Consider the following 14,516-nt stretch of genomic DNA (forward strand, 5'->3'; position numbering starts at 1 on the left):
CAGGGCCCGGAGCGCCTGCCGGCAAACCTCAGAGCAGTTCCGGATTGATCAGGTCGCTGCCACCCTTGATCGCCAGCATTTCGTTGGCGCCATCGGCAATCAGCATTGCGCGGGCGTCGCGAAACAGCTTCTCCATCGGGTATTCCCTGGTCAGGCCGTTGCCACCGAACATCTGCAAGGCGTCGGAGGCAACCTCGAAGGCAGTCTGCGTAGCGGTAACCTTGGCCGAGGTCGAGCCGAGCAAAGATGGGTAAGCCGCGGTGGCGTTGTAATCCATCACCCGGCGTACCAGTGCCCGCGCCGCCTCGACCTTGCGAAACATCTCGAACAGACGGAAGCGCACATGCTGGTGGCGGATCAGCGGTTGCCCGCCCTGCTTGCGCTCATGGGCATAGGCCAGAGCGTGTTCGTAGGCGGCGCGCGCCATGCCCACCGCCATCATGCCAACATGCGGATTGGCTTCGCAGAGCATGCGGTAGGCCAGGTCCTGATACTGATCGGGGCCGGCCAGCAGATTGGCCAGCGGCACTTCGACATTGTCGAAATACAGCTCGCCCTGGTTCATGCCACGCACGCCGAGCTTGTCCAGCGGCTTGCCGCGGCTCACACCTGGCAGATCCAGCGGCACGATTACCGCCACGCCAGGACGGGTGTTGCCCTGCTCGTCGGCGTAATGACAGAACAGCGCGCAGACTTCAGCCGTCATGGCGCCGGAAACCCAGGCCGCCTTCTGTCCATTGATGATGACCTTGTCACCGACAATCCGCGCCAGGCAGTTTGGCCGGCCGTAGGGCATGCCCGGCGCAGCAACCGCGGCGCTGGGGTCAACCATGTCACTGCCGTGATCCGGTTCGGTGATGCCCCAGCAACCGCGCTTGCCTTCGCAGAATTCGGCCATCGCCAGATTGCCGGCGAGCAGCGAATACATCACCGGGAAGTAGTTGACCAGAATCGAACCAGCCAGCCCGCCATCGCCCCAGGCCAACTCCTCGGTAGCCAGGCCGAACAGCTTGACGCGTTCCAGCGGAGGAAGCTCGGCGAGCGCGGTGAGGTTGAGACCGAGGCCTTCAGCTTTCTGCAGCACATCCCAGAGAACCGAGTCCGGCGCGATGGCCTGCTCGGGGCTCAGTTGATCCAGAGTCACACCAGCTTCACGCATGACGCTCTGGGCAAAATGATGGACGTTGTCCTGAATCATCTGCTCCATTTCGTTGAGGGGCGCTTCAAGGCCGCTGAGCGGCAGTTGCTGGTAGTCCATGGTGTTCTCCGGTGGATTGGTGATGTCATCACTTTGCCAACCAACCGGTAGCAATACAGCCTGTCAAAAGTTAGGTTTTTTGCAGAATCCGCAAGGGTCAAAACACCATCCTGCCGGTCGTCGCTGCACAGTGTTGGTGGCTGATCCCTGGCAGCCGGCAACAAAAAACGCTGCACAGCTAAAGTGCTGTGCAGCGTTGCTTTTACCTGAGCTGCCGGGTTAAACGCAGCGATCAGGACGCCGTCAGCCCACCGTCTACCAGCATGTCCGCGCCAGTGATGTAACTGGCTTCATCGGAGGCCAGGAACAGCACCATATTGGCGATCTCCCGCGGCTGGGCCAGACGCCCCATCGGCGTGCGCGAGATGACCTTGTTATAGAAGGCTTCGGCATGCTCCTTGGGCAGCTTGCTCAAGGCATTGACCACCAGCGGGGTCTCGACAAAACCGGGACACACGCAGTTGATGCGGATGCCGTAGCCTTCGCGCGCGCAGTGCACCGCAGCGGATTTGGACAGGATGCGCACCGCGCCCTTGCTGGCGTTGTAGGCAAATGCCAGTGGCTCACCGAGAAAACCCTCGATGGAAGCCAGATTGATGATCGAACCACCCTTGCCCTGCATCGCTGCTATGCCCAGCTGCGTGCCATGGAACACGCCATCGACGTTGATCGCCTGGGTGCGCCGCCACTCGTCGGCGGTGCAGGTTTCGATACTGCCGGTCAGGCCGATACCGGCGTTATTCACCAGCACATCCAGTGCGCTGCCAAAGGCTACTGTGGCCTGGATGGCCGCTTCCCACTGTTCGCGACTGGTCACGTCGTGCTGGATAAAGCTGACCTGCAAACCCGCCTCACGCAATTGCGCTGCAGCAGCCTGCCCCTGCTCGGCACTGATATCACTGAGCATGACCTGGCCACCTTCTTCGGCCAGACGTCGTGCGGTTTCCAGCCCGATGCCGTTGGCGGCGCCGGTAACCAGACAGGATTTATTCTGCAAACGCTTCATGGATTGTTCCTCTTGTCCGTAATAGGCCGTGCCGCAACGTTATCGGAGAACGGCTGCACGGGATATGCGAGTGTGGACTTTGCAGACTGACGAGTGATTAGGCAGCCTGTCAAAAGTCAGGTTTTCCCAACCGCTTGCCGCATCCTTCAACCGCCCGGGGCTTCGTTGCGCCGGTACGATGCGCTAACCTGCCGTCTGGTGCAATTCATCTGTTCAGCGCCATTACCCAAGGATTTGACCTCTTGCCCGCTTCCAGCCGCTCGCCGCAACTCGACAGCAAGTTTGTCCCGCAGGTCAGTGCGCGCAAGCCTTTGCCACGCCCCCGCCTGGCATTGCCGGCAGCGCTGCTGGAAGGCCCGTGCCGGGTAGTCAGCGTGGTGGCACCCGCCGGCTATGGCAAAACCACCTTGTTGGCTGACTGGTATTCCCACTGCCCTGTCGACCGTCGGGCATGGCTGAACCTGACGGATACCGACGACGAACCCGCACGCCTGTTGCGTCTGCTGATCGGGGCCATCCAGACCGCACAACCCGGCCTTGGCCAGCAGGCGCTGACCCTGCTCGACGGGCAGTCACAGGCCAATCCGATGAGCGTGCTGGAGTTGCTGGTTAGCGACCTGCAACAACTGGCTGAGGTGTTGCTGCTGTTTATCGACGACGTGCATCTGCTCGGCGATGCGCAAAGCCTGCAGATTCTTGACTGGCTGCTGCAATACGCGCCGCAACAGTTGCGCCTGATCATTGGTAGCCGGCATACGCCGCCAGTAACGCTGGCCACGTTGCGCCTGCACGGACAACTGGCCGAACTGGACCAGAACCAGTTGGCCCTGACCGCCGACGAAGCAGCGGCCCTGTGCAGTCAGCGTATCAAAACACCGCTATCGGAACTGGCTCTGAGCCGGCTGATGGAAAAGACCGAAGGCTGGCCAGCTGCGGTCGAACTGCTGGCGTTGGCCTTGCAGGATGCCAGCGACCCGGCACTATTACTGGATGACTTCTGGGGCTCGGAGCGCGCCGTGGTCGATTACCTCGGCGAGGTGGTGTTTGGCCGCTTGAGCCAGACACAGCGGGAACTGCTCTATCAATTCGCCCAGTTCGATCTGTTCTGTGCCGCGCTGTTGTGCGAGGCCAGTGGCGACCCGCAGGCCGGCGAGCTGATGGTCGAACTCAATCAGCGTCAGCTGTTTCTGCTGGCCATGGATCGCAGCGGTACCTGGTTCCGCTTTCATCATCTGGTACAGGACTACCTGCGCAGCAATCCACCCGCTGGCCAGGCTGGCCATGAGGCTCGCACTCTCAAGGCCGGCGCCACCTGGCTGTACGCCCAGGGCCTGATCGATGAAGCCATTGAGTGCAGCATTCGCGCCCGCGACTGGGAGCAGGCCTGCAACTGGCTGGCAGAATCGGTGGAAGACTCGGCGCAGCGTCAGGGCACCACCAGTACCCTGTTGCGCTGGGCCAAGATGATTCCGCGGCAATGGCTTGATCGCTATCCGCTGATACGCATCAGTGTGGGCTTTTCGCTGGTGCTCTCCTCCCGCCGCAATGAAGCCGAAGCCGAACTGTATGACATCGAGCAGTGCATCGATGCCTGGGCGCTGTGTAATCCCGACAAGCCCGATGCCACGCGGCAATTTCGCTGTGCCCTGGAGTTGCAACGACTGTTTCTGCTGGGGGTCAATGATGCCGGCAGCAAACTGCTGCAGCCGGTCAGGCAGTGGCTGGAACACTGGCCGGACGCACGCCTGCGTTATCTGGGCGATGTCTTCAATCTGGCCGCCTACGCCTGCAAGTCCAACGGCGACATTGCCGAAGGTCTGGCTTATGCCGAGCACGGCCGGGGTATCCAGCGCCGCGATCGCGGCAACTACGGGTTGTCGTGGAATCTCCTGCTGGATGCCTTGTTGCACCTCAAGGCCGGCAACCTGCATGCCGCACGCAACTCCAGCCAGCAAGGACTGCAACTGCTCCGCGAGCATCTCAATGGCTTCCCCGAACATGCTGCATTCCAGCATGTGATCCAGGCCGCCATCGCCTATGAGTTTGACCAGCTCGATAGCGCCGAGCAGCTACTGGAGATCGGCACCGAAGCCATAGACGCACTGGGCATCGCGGATATCCTGATCCTCACTTACCTGACCCGCGCGCGCCTGCAATGCTGCCGTGGCAATCTCGACGCAGGTCTGCAGGCCCTGCGCCTGGGCCGTCAGACCGCTCGCAAACAGAATCTGGAGCGCGTCAGCGTGACGCTGGCAGCGGAAGAATGCATCTGGTTGCTGCGCCGTGGCGAGCACAGCGCGGCACTCACGCTGGCTCACCAGTTCGGCTTTGATCTGGCGATTTTCCCGCAGCACAATCTGGCTGCCGACAAGGCCTCCCGCGTCGGCCCGCGCCTGCTGCTCGACCAGGCCCCGGAAATGGCTGTGGCGCAGTTGAGCTCGCCGCTGCTACGCAGCAAGGAAAAGGGCTTCCAGCTGCGCCGCACCGAACTGCTGGTGTTGCAGGCGGCGGCGCTGCTGCGCTGCGGCAGGGATCAGGAAGCACTGGCGGCCTGGGGACAGGCCATCACCGCCTGCAACGAATTTGGCTACCGCCGCGTCCTGCTCAATGACCTGGCATTGATTGAACCCATCCGCAAAGCTGCCAGAAGCACAGGCAATCTGGCCGAACCTGACTGGCTGGCTGCCGCCGACAGTCAGGAGCACGACGACCAGCGGGTTGCCGAAGCCCTGACCAGAAAGGAGTTGCGGATTCTCACGCTGCTCGAATCGGGCCTGTCCAATCGCGAACTCGCCGAGTCGATCTTCATTTCCGAAGGCACCCTGAAATGGCACCTGCACAACATCTACCGCAAGCTGGAGTGCAAGAGCCGCACCAGCGCGCTTTCGGCGGCGCGCAGGAACGGGTTGTTGAAACGGGCTTGATCGTCGGGCGACTGCTGTGGAAGCGGCGACATATGTGGGAGTGGCGACTCGCCGCGATATGGCCAACCCCAGCCCAACCATCAAAAGCAAAAGCTCGCGCCAGGTCGGCGCTCCCACTAAACACAATACCTACCTGAAATACCGAACCCGCAGGAGCAGCGAGATCTGTAGGAGCGGCGACTCGCCGCGATATGGCCAGCGTCAACCCCAACCATCAAAAGCAAAAGCTCGCGCCGGGTCGGCGCTTCCACTAAACACAATACCTGCCTGTAGTAATCCGTCTTAAGCAAGCGTGGTGGCCAGGGCTATTCTCCTGCTACAGGGTTGTGTTTCGGGCGTACTTGGCACTATGGTACGGAAAGCTTTATTGCAGAGAATAATAATGATCGACTGCCCACGCGTAACCCGGTCGGCGCCGGCAAAGTCCCTCGGCTTACTACTGCTGTGCCTGTTGCCCGTTACCCTGCTGGCCGACCCGGCAGCCGTTCCCACCCAGCGCCAACTCGAACTGTTCAGCAGCAATTGCGTGCAATGCCATGCACGACCGGGCATCGGTGCGCCGCTGATGGGCAATGCCGGCGACTGGAAAAGCCGGCAGGCCCAGGGCGAAGAGGTCATGCTGGTGAACGTGGTCGAAGGTATTCGCGGCATGCCGCCACTGGGTTACTGCAGCGCCTGCAACGAAGATGATTTCCGCGTACTGATCCGCCTGCTGCTGCCGGCGACGGAGCAACAACCATGAGCGCTCCCGATCTCACACGGCGCCGGTTGATCAAGGTGGGGGCCGCCGGTGCCATGCTCGGTATGCTGCCCGGCTGTTCCCCGCACGGCGGCGACATACCGCAGGCGCAAAGCCCGTTGCCGTTCAAGCCGGGCCAGCCGGTGCCGTGGATCAACTGGGCCGGCAATCAGGCCTGTCAGCCACTGCAACGCTTTGCCCCGGACTCCGAAGCCGCCGTGGTCGATGCCCTGCGCCAGTCCAAAGGCATCATCCGCGCTGTCGGCGCCGGGCACTCGTTCAGCCCGCTGGTGCCGACCGACGACAGCCTGATCAGCACCGACCTGCTGGCCGGGCTGATCAGCCATGACCCGGCCACCCTGCAAGCCGAAGTCTGGGCCGGCACCCGCGTGCAGCAACTCGGCCCGCTGCTGGCCGGCATCGGTCAGGCGCTGCCGAATCAGCCGGATCTGGACTACCTGTCCATGGGCGGCGCGCTGGCCACTTCGGTACATGCCACCGGGCCGCGCTTCGGGCCGATGACCGACTACGTCACCGGGCTGACCCTGGCCACGCCGACCGGCGAACTGATCGAATGCAGCGCCAGCCAGCAGCCGGAAATCTTCCAGGCCGCACGCACCTCGGTCGGCGCGCTGGGGCTGATCACCCGCATGCGCTTACAGAATCAGGCGGCCTTTGATCTGGTCGAGGTCAATCGCTTCGAAAACACCGAAGACGTGCTGGATGACATCGACAACCGCATGGCCATGCACCGCAACTTCGAGATATTGCCGCTGCTGCATTCACCACTGTGCCTGAGTGTGGCTACCGATCTGGCCGGTCCGGACGATGTGCCCAGTGGCGAAGATGATCCGCAGGCGGTGAATACCCTGCGCGCTGCCTACGAAGCCGTCGGCTGGCTGCCCGGCATTGGCTCGGCCACCTACGCCAGACTGCTCGACATGCTCAGTCTGGCCATGGGCGACAGTGCCAGCAGCGTGCGCGTGGGGCCGTCCTACCGGATATTCCCGCACGTGCGCATAGTGCGTTTCCGCGAGATGGAATACACCGTGCCGGTCGAGGCCGGTCCGGCCTGCCTGCGCGAAATCCTCAGCACCGTGCGCAAGAAGAACCTGCCGGTGTGTTTCCCGCTGGAGTACCGCTACGTCAAGGGCAGCGATGTCTGGCTGTCGATGTTTCAGGGCATGGGTGAGCGCGGCGGTTGCTCGATCTCGGTACACCAGTACGGCGATATCGATTACCGGCCCTACTTCGCCGAGATCGAACCGATCTTCTGGAAATACCAGGGCCGACCACACTGGGGCAAGCTGCATACACTGGACGCCAAACGCCTGGCTGCGCTGTATCCGGCGCACTGGCAGGACTTCCAGGAAGTGCGCCGCAGCCTCGATCCGCAAGGCCGCATGCTCAACCCACACCTGCGCCATATTCTTGGAGTCTGACCATGGTTTCACGACGTTCATTTTTACTTGGCGGCGCTGCCCTGGCCACCACTGCAGTGATCGCCAGACCGGACGACCAGGGCGGCCAGTATGACGCCTACTTTGCCCGGCTGAACCAGACCCTGCGCGATAACGGCATCGACCATCCGGTGTTGCTGATCGACCTCGACCGACTGGATCGCAACATCGACCGCGTGGTCAAGTCGGCCGCTATCGCACCGGCCAAAACCTACCGTGTGGTGGTCAAGTCGGTGCCCAGCCCGGCGCTGGTTGACTACATCGCCGAGCGCGCCAATACCCGGGCGCTGATGTGCTTTCACCGGCCGTTTATCGAGGCCATGGCCGCCCTGCGCCCGCAGTCCGACATCCTGCTCGGCAAGCCGATGCCAATCAGCGCCGCGCGCCACTTCTACGCCAACCATCAAGGTCCGTTCGACCCGGCTACGCAGCTGCAGTGGCTGATCGATACTGAGGCGCGGCTGGCCCAGTACCTGGCGCTGGCCAGGGAACTGGGCATCAGACTGCGCATCAATCTGGAAATTGACGTTGGCCTGCGCCGTGGCGGTTTTGGCAGCCCCGAGGCGTTGCAGGGCGTGCTGACCACCATCAGTGCGCACCCCGAGCATCTGCAGTTTGCCGGTTTCATGGGCTACGACGCGCACCTGATGGGTTTGCCGGGCTTTCTCGCCAAGCGCGAACTGCCACAGGTCAAGGCGCGCTACGCCGCCTGCAAGGACTATCTGCAGCAGCGGTTTCCGCAACTGCTGAACGACAAGCTGTGCTTCAACGGCGCCGGCAGTCCAACCTTCCGCTATTACGATGGCGACCCGCTGATCAACGATATTTCCGCCGGTTCCTGCCTGATGAAACCGACCCACTATGACCTGCCGATTCTCGAGGATTTCGAGCCCAGCGCCTTCATCGCCTCGCCGGTACTCAAGCGCCTGCAAGGCGGGCGTGTGCCGGCGCTGGGCTGGGCCGCGCCGCTGATTCGCGCCTGGGACCCGAACCAGGCGCAGATCTACTTCGCCTACAGCGGCAACTGGCTGGCCGAAACCGATTCGCCACCTGGTCTGCAACCCAACGGCATGTACATCAGCTCCAACCAGCAGGGCTACAACGCTTCGGACTCGGTCACCATCGGCGTCGACGACTTCATCTTCCTCCGGCCGACCCAGAGCGAGGCGGTATTGCTGCAGTTCGGTGATCTGGTCGCCGTGCGTGGTGACCAGATCGTTGCACGCTGGCCGGTGCTGCCGGCCAGCACCTGAGTGATTTTTCTGGCCAGGCCAGTGCACAGCCATTTGACAAGGCGATCGTGATGAATGCTGCAGCACCCAAGCCCATCAGGGGCATCACGCTGATCATCGGGCTACTGGCCCTTTTGTCCGTGGGCATCGCGGCCTACTGGACCTCGTTCTTTCTCGATGGTGCCGTACAGGCCTCGCAGGAGCAGTGGTATCTGGTCTTTCAGCGCACCTTTCCGGTTCCCGACGGAGCGGTCGCGCTCTGTGCCGCGATCAGCGCCATTGGCCTCTACCGGCGCCGGCAATGGGCCGTGGCCTGGGGCCTGCTCGCCGCTGGCGGGTTGCTGTTTCTCGGCCTGATCGACACTTCGTTCAATCTGCAGAACAACATCTATGCCAGGGCCAGCGGTCAGGTGGGCGCGGAGATCGTCATCAATGTCTTCTGCCTGAGCCTGGCACCGATACTGGCGCTGTTCCTGTGGCGCAACCGCAACCATCTGGAGAGTTAAGACAGCATGATCAAGGCCCTGCTGCTCGGCACAGCCCTCGGTGTGATTGCCGAGATCATCGCTTACAGCGCCAACCTGTGGAAATACCACAAGACGGTCAGCCCGCTGATCAACAGCCTGTGCATGTTCGGCCTGATCATGGGCTCGGTGTCGCTATTGCAACCCGCAATCGGGCCGGGCGCCGTGTTCCTGATTGGCTTTGTAATTGGCTATGCCTACGAGTGGGCCAACTTCCTGCTACTGGACTGGTGGGTGTTTCCCGATGAGCGCCTGCTGATCTTTCGTGGCCGGCAGGCCTGCGCCCTCGCGCTGGCGGTCACCTGGGGTCTGGTGCCAGTGATCGTGGCGCAGCTATCCAGCCGGTTGCCTATCTGAGCGGGCTGGCTGCCCCACAAGCAGGAGTACCTTGCCGTGAACACTGACGACAGCCGCACACGCTTCCTCGACATCAGCCCCTACGTCAGCGTGCCCGGCGACCTGCAGCCGGAACTGCAAGGCGACATCCTCGCCGATGTGGTGATTGTCGGTGGCGGCTTCACCGGCCTGTCCACCGCACTGGCGCTGCACAAGGCCGGGGTGTCGGCGGTGATTCTGGAGCGACACTTCTGCGGCTATGGTGCCAGCGGGCGCAATGCCGGTCATCTGACCCCGACCATCTGCAAGGACTTGCCCACCGCGGTGATGCTGTTCGGCAATGAGACGGCCGGCAAGCTGGCCAGCTTCGCCGACCACTGTGTGGAAAGCGCCGAGCAGCTGATGCTCGAGTACGGCATCGACTGCGATTACCAGCAGAGCGGCAACATCATGGCAGTGGTGCACCCTTCCCAGGAGGCACGCCTGCGCAAGGCAGCGGCTGCGGCCATGGCGGTCGGCGCGCGTATGCATTTTGTCGAGCCCGGCGAGATGCGCGAACGCGGCCTGCCCAGGGCGTTTCTCTGCGGCGCCATGGAAGAAGCCGGCGGCACCCTGCACCCCGGCAAATTCATCCTGGGTCTGCGCCAGGCCGCTCTGGCCAGGGGCATCCGCATCTATGAACAGACCTGCGTCACCAGCGTCAGCCAGGACAAACCGCTGCGTGTACTGACCAGCAACGGCTCGGTCAGCGCCGACAAGCTGCTGATGGCCAGCAACGCCTATACCCCGGAGATCGGTCGGCCCGGCGAGCGCATCGTGCCACTCTACGTCACCCTGTTCGAGACCGAACCGCTGAGCGACGAGCAATTGGCCGCCATCGGTGGCTGGAACGGTCGCGAGGGCATCTACACCGCCCACGAAAGCATGGAGAGTTACCGCCTGACCGCGCAGCGCACCATCATCGGCGGCTCGAAGAACGTGCAGTACTTCTACGACTGCCAGCCGCACCACCACGGCGGTGAAGCCGATGCCAGCAAGATGAGTGTGATCAATGCGTTTCGCCAGTGCTTCCCGGCCCTCTCACAGCTGCGTATCGCCCATTCCTGGGCCGGCTGGATCGGCATGACCCTGAACTTCCTGCCCATTGTCGGTAACGCTGGCCACAGCGATTCCTATTTCTATGGCGTTGGCTACAACGGTCACGGCGTGGCGCAGGCCTCGAGCATGGGCAGCCTGCTGGCCGACAAAATCCTCGGTAAAGCCAACCCCTGGCACGAGATCATCTGCCGCAAACCGGCCTACCTGCCGCCCAACCCCTGGCGCTGGGCGGCGGTGCGCGGGTTACTCGGCGTGGTCAACGGCATCGACCGGCGCATCGACCGGCAAATTGTGCAGCAGGCTATCGGCCGCCAGGACTGCGACTAGGCGCTCAAGCCTTGCGCCCGGCGGTTGGGGAAAAAGTGGAAAAAGGGGACAGATTTATTTTTCAGCAGTGGCCGCTTCGGGTCGACTGCCGCCCCTGAAAGGTGGCTGAAAGGTGTCAAAAACGGACAGTGACCCCAATAAATAAATCTGTCCCCTTGAGAAAAAGGGGACAGATTTATTTTTCAGCAGTGGCCGCTTCGGGTCGACTGCCGCTCCTGAAAGGTGGCTGAAAGGTGTCAAAAACGGACAGTGACCCCAATAAATAAATCTGCCCCCTTATTGTGTCCCCTTATTGCTAGGAACGAAGAGATTAATGGGAAGTCTAAGTGAGGTAGAGATTTGCTAAAACTTTATAAAGACCTCCATATCGAGGTCTTTTTTCCAACAGGGTCAACCAGCTACGATGTAAGATTCAGGATTGGATTCATTATTATTTTATTCATAATATTGCCATTAGCGATCTATCAAAGAATTAATGGCGCTGATTTAATTTTGTACATTCCAATTTCTGTTCTTGTTGGGTTTTGCGTGTATGGTCAGGCTCGTTTTTATATTTGAGAATGTATATTTATTTTTTCAAATAAATAGAATGGCAGAGGCTTTAAGTTCGCTTCGAGTAACAGGGGCAGACCACGGTTTTCGGGAGAATTAATCGTAGTCTGTCACCTATTATTCTTTCGAGAGCCGATTGAGACGTTTATAGCGTGTTCTTATAGAACACGCCGTCCTTCATGATTACCCGGATTGTCTCCGGGCTTGCGGGACGCAAGGGCGAGTCGAGCCACTTGTCTGACGCGCCGACTACAGAGAAGTCTTCGAGCGGATTCCCGTCGAGGAGCAACAGATCAGCGTAAGCGCCTTGTTCGATGACGCCAAGCTTGCCTTCGCGATACGGGTTCATGAAATCGCCAGACAGGGCGACAATTTCTCCACCCACCGATGTCATAGCCACCAGCGCAGCGTAGGGTCCGAAATATTTGTCGTTCAAATGTTTCTCGTAGGCAACTTGGATGTTGCACCGTTCAACTGTATCGATACAGTCCGTATTAAAGCCACGCTTAACAGGATATTTTTTCATGTTCGAAATGTAGTTCTTAAACTCCTCCTTTGCCGATAACGCTTTGGCCAGGCTTGATGGCACGTCGCGCACTGGGGGGATTTCCAGTATGGACGGATCGAAGCTGGTCAGGTTGGTAGTGGTGTAGGCCCCTTTCTCTTTCATTAAATCTGCGATTTCCTTGTCGAACCCTAAATTATGTTCGATGGACTTAACGCCAGCATTCAATGCGTTTAGCGCAGCTTGCTTTCGATAGGCATGTACCATGACGTAACTGCCGTATTCGTTGGCGACCTGAACCGCCGCCTCAAGCTCCTCTTTTGATCCAGCCAGCAATTGGTATGGGTCAAATGCCGAAACGATGCCACCCGATTGCATGAATTTAATCTGGGTGGCACCCATGCGGAAGTTGTTGCGCGCGAATTTCCGCACGTCGTCAGGGCCGTTGGCCTGTTGCGAGATGTTCAATCGACCTACGTTTGTCTCTGCATCAGGCGGGGACGTGAAGTTGGCGAAATCGGCATGCCCCCCTCTCGTGCCGATAAACGCAGCGGAAGGATAGAAGCGCGGACCGACGATCAACCCGCTATCGATTGCCCTGCGAATACCACCGTTAGCGCCGCCAGCGTCGCGTACGGTGGTGAAGCCCTGCATCAAGTACATCTCGGCCATCTTGGTGGCGTGGATGCCGAAATCCTCCCAGGTCTTTTGGGCTTCCATGGCTGGCACCGATGGCCCCATGAGCATGAAGTGGGCATGAGCCTCGACGAATCCCGGCGTCAGCGTCCGCCCGCCACCGTCGATCACTGTTGTCCCACTGTTTGTCTGAATTTCGCCAGCCGAGATCTCCTTGATCAGGTTAGCCTCCACCAACACTTGCTGGTTCTTGTAGATCTTGTTCTCGGTGCCGTTGAAGATGTTGACGTTCTTGAAAAGCACCTGCTGTGGCGGTGGGTTTTCTGCTGCAATTACAGAAGTAGTCACCAGGAAGGCAAGCGGTAAAATTAAATTTTTTAGTTTATGCTTCATTTTCCCATCCTATTCGTGCAGGGCTGTCAACCGAACTATACCTTGAAAAAGGGGACAGATTTATTTTCAGCAGTGGCCGCTTCGGGTCGACTGCCGCCCCTGAAAGGTGGCTGAAAGGTGTCAAAAACGGACAGTGACCCCAATAAATAAATCTGTCCCCTTATTGCTCCTGGGGTTCTCCTCGCTGTATCTGACGTTCATTGTGGGCGGCAAGTTTATGGCCGAGCACCGAGTAGAAGCTGAACTGGCGCGCCAAGGCATTCAAGCTCAGAAAATGTTCAGCACGCCAACTCCCTTCAACAGCCTTCTGTGGCGGGTGATTGTGCTCGATGGCGATGATTACCATGAAGCCCTGATTAGCTGGTTCGACAGCACCGTGCCGCAACTGACTCGAATTCCCCGAGGCATCCACCTGGCTGAAGCCCTGGCTGACTCACCGGCCCACACGCGTCTGAATTGGTTTACCGGCGGCGTGTTGCGCTATGACCAATTGGGCGAGGAGCTGGTGGTTACCGATATCCGCTTGGGCATGACAGGATTTCACCCTTTCCGCTTCAATTTTGCCCAGCGTGAAAATGAACAATGGCGCGTGCACCAGAGCATTGAGCGTTTACCGTCAGAGCGGGGCGACCTCTCACGTTTGCAGCTGTTGTGGGCGCGTATCTGGCAGCCGGAATTGCAGATACCACTTTTGGCCTGGGCCGATGAGTTGCGTAAAGCACCCGCCGCGCCGCGTGTGCTGCAATAGCGCACGGTCAATAACCATATCACCCGCTCCAGTTCGGCAAGTCGTTACCAGGTGACATCTGTCCAGCTGCGCTTTTGCTGTACCTTAACCTGAGCGTTATCCCGCTCAGTGAAATCATGAGTGAACCGCATGCTTCGATGGATTGTCTTGTTTATTGGCGCAACAGTTTTTTTGACTGTGAACGCCTCAACCAACCTGACTGAATTGAGTAAGAACGGTATTCAAAAATGGGAGCCTAAAGTCTTTTCTGGTGAATCGATTTACACCATAAATCAGTTCAAAGGGCGCTTGGCGCTACGAGATATCAGCAATAATTCTGCGTCGGGAATGGTGTTGAAAAAGCAAATCTATCTCGCCGCAACGGCTTACCTGAACTGGAGCTGGTCAGTAGAAAAGACCCTGACCCAGTTAGATCAGCGCAGTAAAAGCGGGGATGATTTCGTCGCTCGAATTCATGTGGTTATCGATGAAGGCTTGCTGGTTTAGAACACCGGGGCACTCAATTACGTCTGGTCGAGTAACCAGAATAAAGGGCTGGTTTGGGATAATACATTCGCTGGCTCAAGTGCGTAATTGCATAGCAGTTGACCGCCAATTTGCATTGCAACTGACTAGCCAATTTCATTCGCATTGACCAGCACTGGCCAGATTGGCGAACGCCTGCAAGGTGCTGTGTATTCAACCGGTCGTTACTTCGGCGTTTGCTGTTCAGCAAGTAGCCCGGACATTTGCAGGGTGGTCAACACCGGAGGTTTGGCCACCATCAAGGCCGGCAACT

Annotated in this window: 11 protein-coding genes and 1 pseudogene; 9 read left to right on the forward strand and 3 right to left on the reverse strand. The window is 59.6% G+C overall.

The window, feature by feature from the left end; genetic code table 11:
* Window positions 1–28: 28 nt before the first annotated feature.
* Window positions 29–1,258: an acyl-CoA dehydrogenase family protein gene (locus BLT89_RS08025; RefSeq protein WP_090194051.1), complete on the reverse strand. Its 1,230-nt coding sequence runs from the start codon at window positions 1,256–1,258 to the stop codon at window positions 29–31.
* Between the two features lie 232 nt (window positions 1,259–1,490).
* Window positions 1,491–2,264, reverse strand: a complete 774-nt coding sequence (locus BLT89_RS08030; RefSeq protein WP_090194053.1) for a glucose 1-dehydrogenase — start codon at window positions 2,262–2,264, stop codon at window positions 1,491–1,493.
* A gap of 242 nt (window positions 2,265–2,506) precedes the next feature.
* Between BLT89_RS08030 and BLT89_RS08035 the strand changes: the two genes are divergently transcribed.
* From BLT89_RS08035 to BLT89_RS08065, 7 genes are all read left to right on the forward strand, one after another.
* Window positions 2,507–5,188, forward strand: a complete 2,682-nt coding sequence (locus tag BLT89_RS08035; RefSeq protein ID WP_090194055.1) for a LuxR C-terminal-related transcriptional regulator — start codon at window positions 2,507–2,509, stop codon at window positions 5,186–5,188.
* Between the two features lie 382 nt (window positions 5,189–5,570).
* Window positions 5,571–5,930 (forward strand): c-type cytochrome, encoded by a 360-nt coding sequence (locus BLT89_RS08040; protein ID WP_157718818.1) that lies wholly within the window; start codon window positions 5,571–5,573, stop codon window positions 5,928–5,930.
* Window positions 5,927–7,369 (forward strand): D-arabinono-1,4-lactone oxidase, encoded by a 1,443-nt coding sequence (locus tag BLT89_RS08045; RefSeq protein WP_231975073.1) that lies wholly within the window; start codon window positions 5,927–5,929, stop codon window positions 7,367–7,369. Before BLT89_RS08040 ends, BLT89_RS08045 begins: the two co-directional genes overlap by 4 nt.
* 2 nt (window positions 7,370–7,371) lie before the next feature.
* Window positions 7,372–8,640: an alanine racemase gene (locus BLT89_RS08050; protein ID WP_090194059.1), complete on the forward strand. Its 1,269-nt coding sequence runs from the start codon at window positions 7,372–7,374 to the stop codon at window positions 8,638–8,640.
* Window positions 8,641–8,690: 50 nt separating this feature from the next.
* On the forward strand, window positions 8,691–9,125 hold the full coding sequence (locus BLT89_RS08055; RefSeq protein ID WP_090194061.1) for a hypothetical protein: 435 nt from the start codon (window positions 8,691–8,693) through the stop codon (window positions 9,123–9,125).
* A 6-nt stretch (window positions 9,126–9,131) separates the two neighbouring features.
* A complete protein-coding gene (locus BLT89_RS08060) occupies window positions 9,132–9,500 on the forward strand; it encodes a hypothetical protein (protein WP_090194063.1) in 369 nt (122 codons plus the stop codon).
* 36 nt (window positions 9,501–9,536) lie between these two features.
* On the forward strand, window positions 9,537–10,904 hold the full coding sequence (locus BLT89_RS08065; RefSeq protein WP_157718819.1) for an NAD(P)/FAD-dependent oxidoreductase: 1,368 nt from the start codon (window positions 9,537–9,539) through the stop codon (window positions 10,902–10,904).
* A 697-nt stretch (window positions 10,905–11,601) separates the two neighbouring features.
* Here the strand turns inward: BLT89_RS08065 and BLT89_RS08070 are convergent.
* On the reverse strand, window positions 11,602–12,990 hold the full coding sequence (locus tag BLT89_RS08070; protein WP_090194066.1) for a metal-dependent hydrolase family protein: 1,389 nt from the start codon (window positions 12,988–12,990) through the stop codon (window positions 11,602–11,604).
* Window positions 12,991–13,144: 154 nt separating this feature from the next.
* Here BLT89_RS08070 and BLT89_RS08075 point away from each other — a divergent pair.
* Together BLT89_RS08075 and BLT89_RS08080 are read left to right on the forward strand one after the other, a co-directional pair.
* Window positions 13,145–13,738 (forward strand): annotated as a pseudogene (locus BLT89_RS08075) (metal-dependent hydrolase); the annotation flags it as partial.
* A 129-nt stretch (window positions 13,739–13,867) separates the two neighbouring features.
* Window positions 13,868–14,224 (forward strand): DUF3047 domain-containing protein, encoded by a 357-nt coding sequence (locus tag BLT89_RS08080; RefSeq protein WP_090194070.1) that lies wholly within the window; start codon window positions 13,868–13,870, stop codon window positions 14,222–14,224.
* The last annotated feature ends 292 nt before the right edge of the window (window positions 14,225–14,516 follow it).

Origin of the sequence: Pseudomonas pohangensis (assembly GCF_900105995.1) — a bacterium.
Taxonomy (GTDB): Bacteria; Pseudomonadota; Gammaproteobacteria; order Pseudomonadales; family Pseudomonadaceae; genus Aquipseudomonas; species Aquipseudomonas pohangensis.

Coding starts and splice junctions, on each gene's coding strand:
- BLT89_RS08025 (WP_090194051.1), bottom strand. CDS start 1,258: ATGGACTACCAGCAACTGCCGCTCAGCGGCCTTGAAGCGCCCCTCAAC.
- BLT89_RS08030 (WP_090194053.1), bottom strand. CDS start 2,264: ATGAAGCGTTTGCAGAATAAATCCTGTCTGGTTACCGGCGCCGCCAAC.
- BLT89_RS08040 (WP_157718818.1), top strand. CDS start 5,571: ATGATCGACTGCCCACGCGTAACCCGGTCGGCGCCGGCAAAGTCCCTC.
- BLT89_RS08045 (WP_231975073.1), top strand. CDS start 5,927: ATGAGCGCTCCCGATCTCACACGGCGCCGGTTGATCAAGGTGGGGGCC.
- BLT89_RS08050 (WP_090194059.1), top strand. CDS start 7,372: ATGGTTTCACGACGTTCATTTTTACTTGGCGGCGCTGCCCTGGCCACC.
- BLT89_RS08055 (WP_090194061.1), top strand. CDS start 8,691: ATGAATGCTGCAGCACCCAAGCCCATCAGGGGCATCACGCTGATCATC.
- BLT89_RS08060 (WP_090194063.1), top strand. CDS start 9,132: ATGATCAAGGCCCTGCTGCTCGGCACAGCCCTCGGTGTGATTGCCGAG.
- BLT89_RS08070 (WP_090194066.1), bottom strand. CDS start 12,990: ATGAAGCATAAACTAAAAAATTTAATTTTACCGCTTGCCTTCCTGGTG.
- BLT89_RS08080 (WP_090194070.1), top strand. CDS start 13,868: ATGCTTCGATGGATTGTCTTGTTTATTGGCGCAACAGTTTTTTTGACT.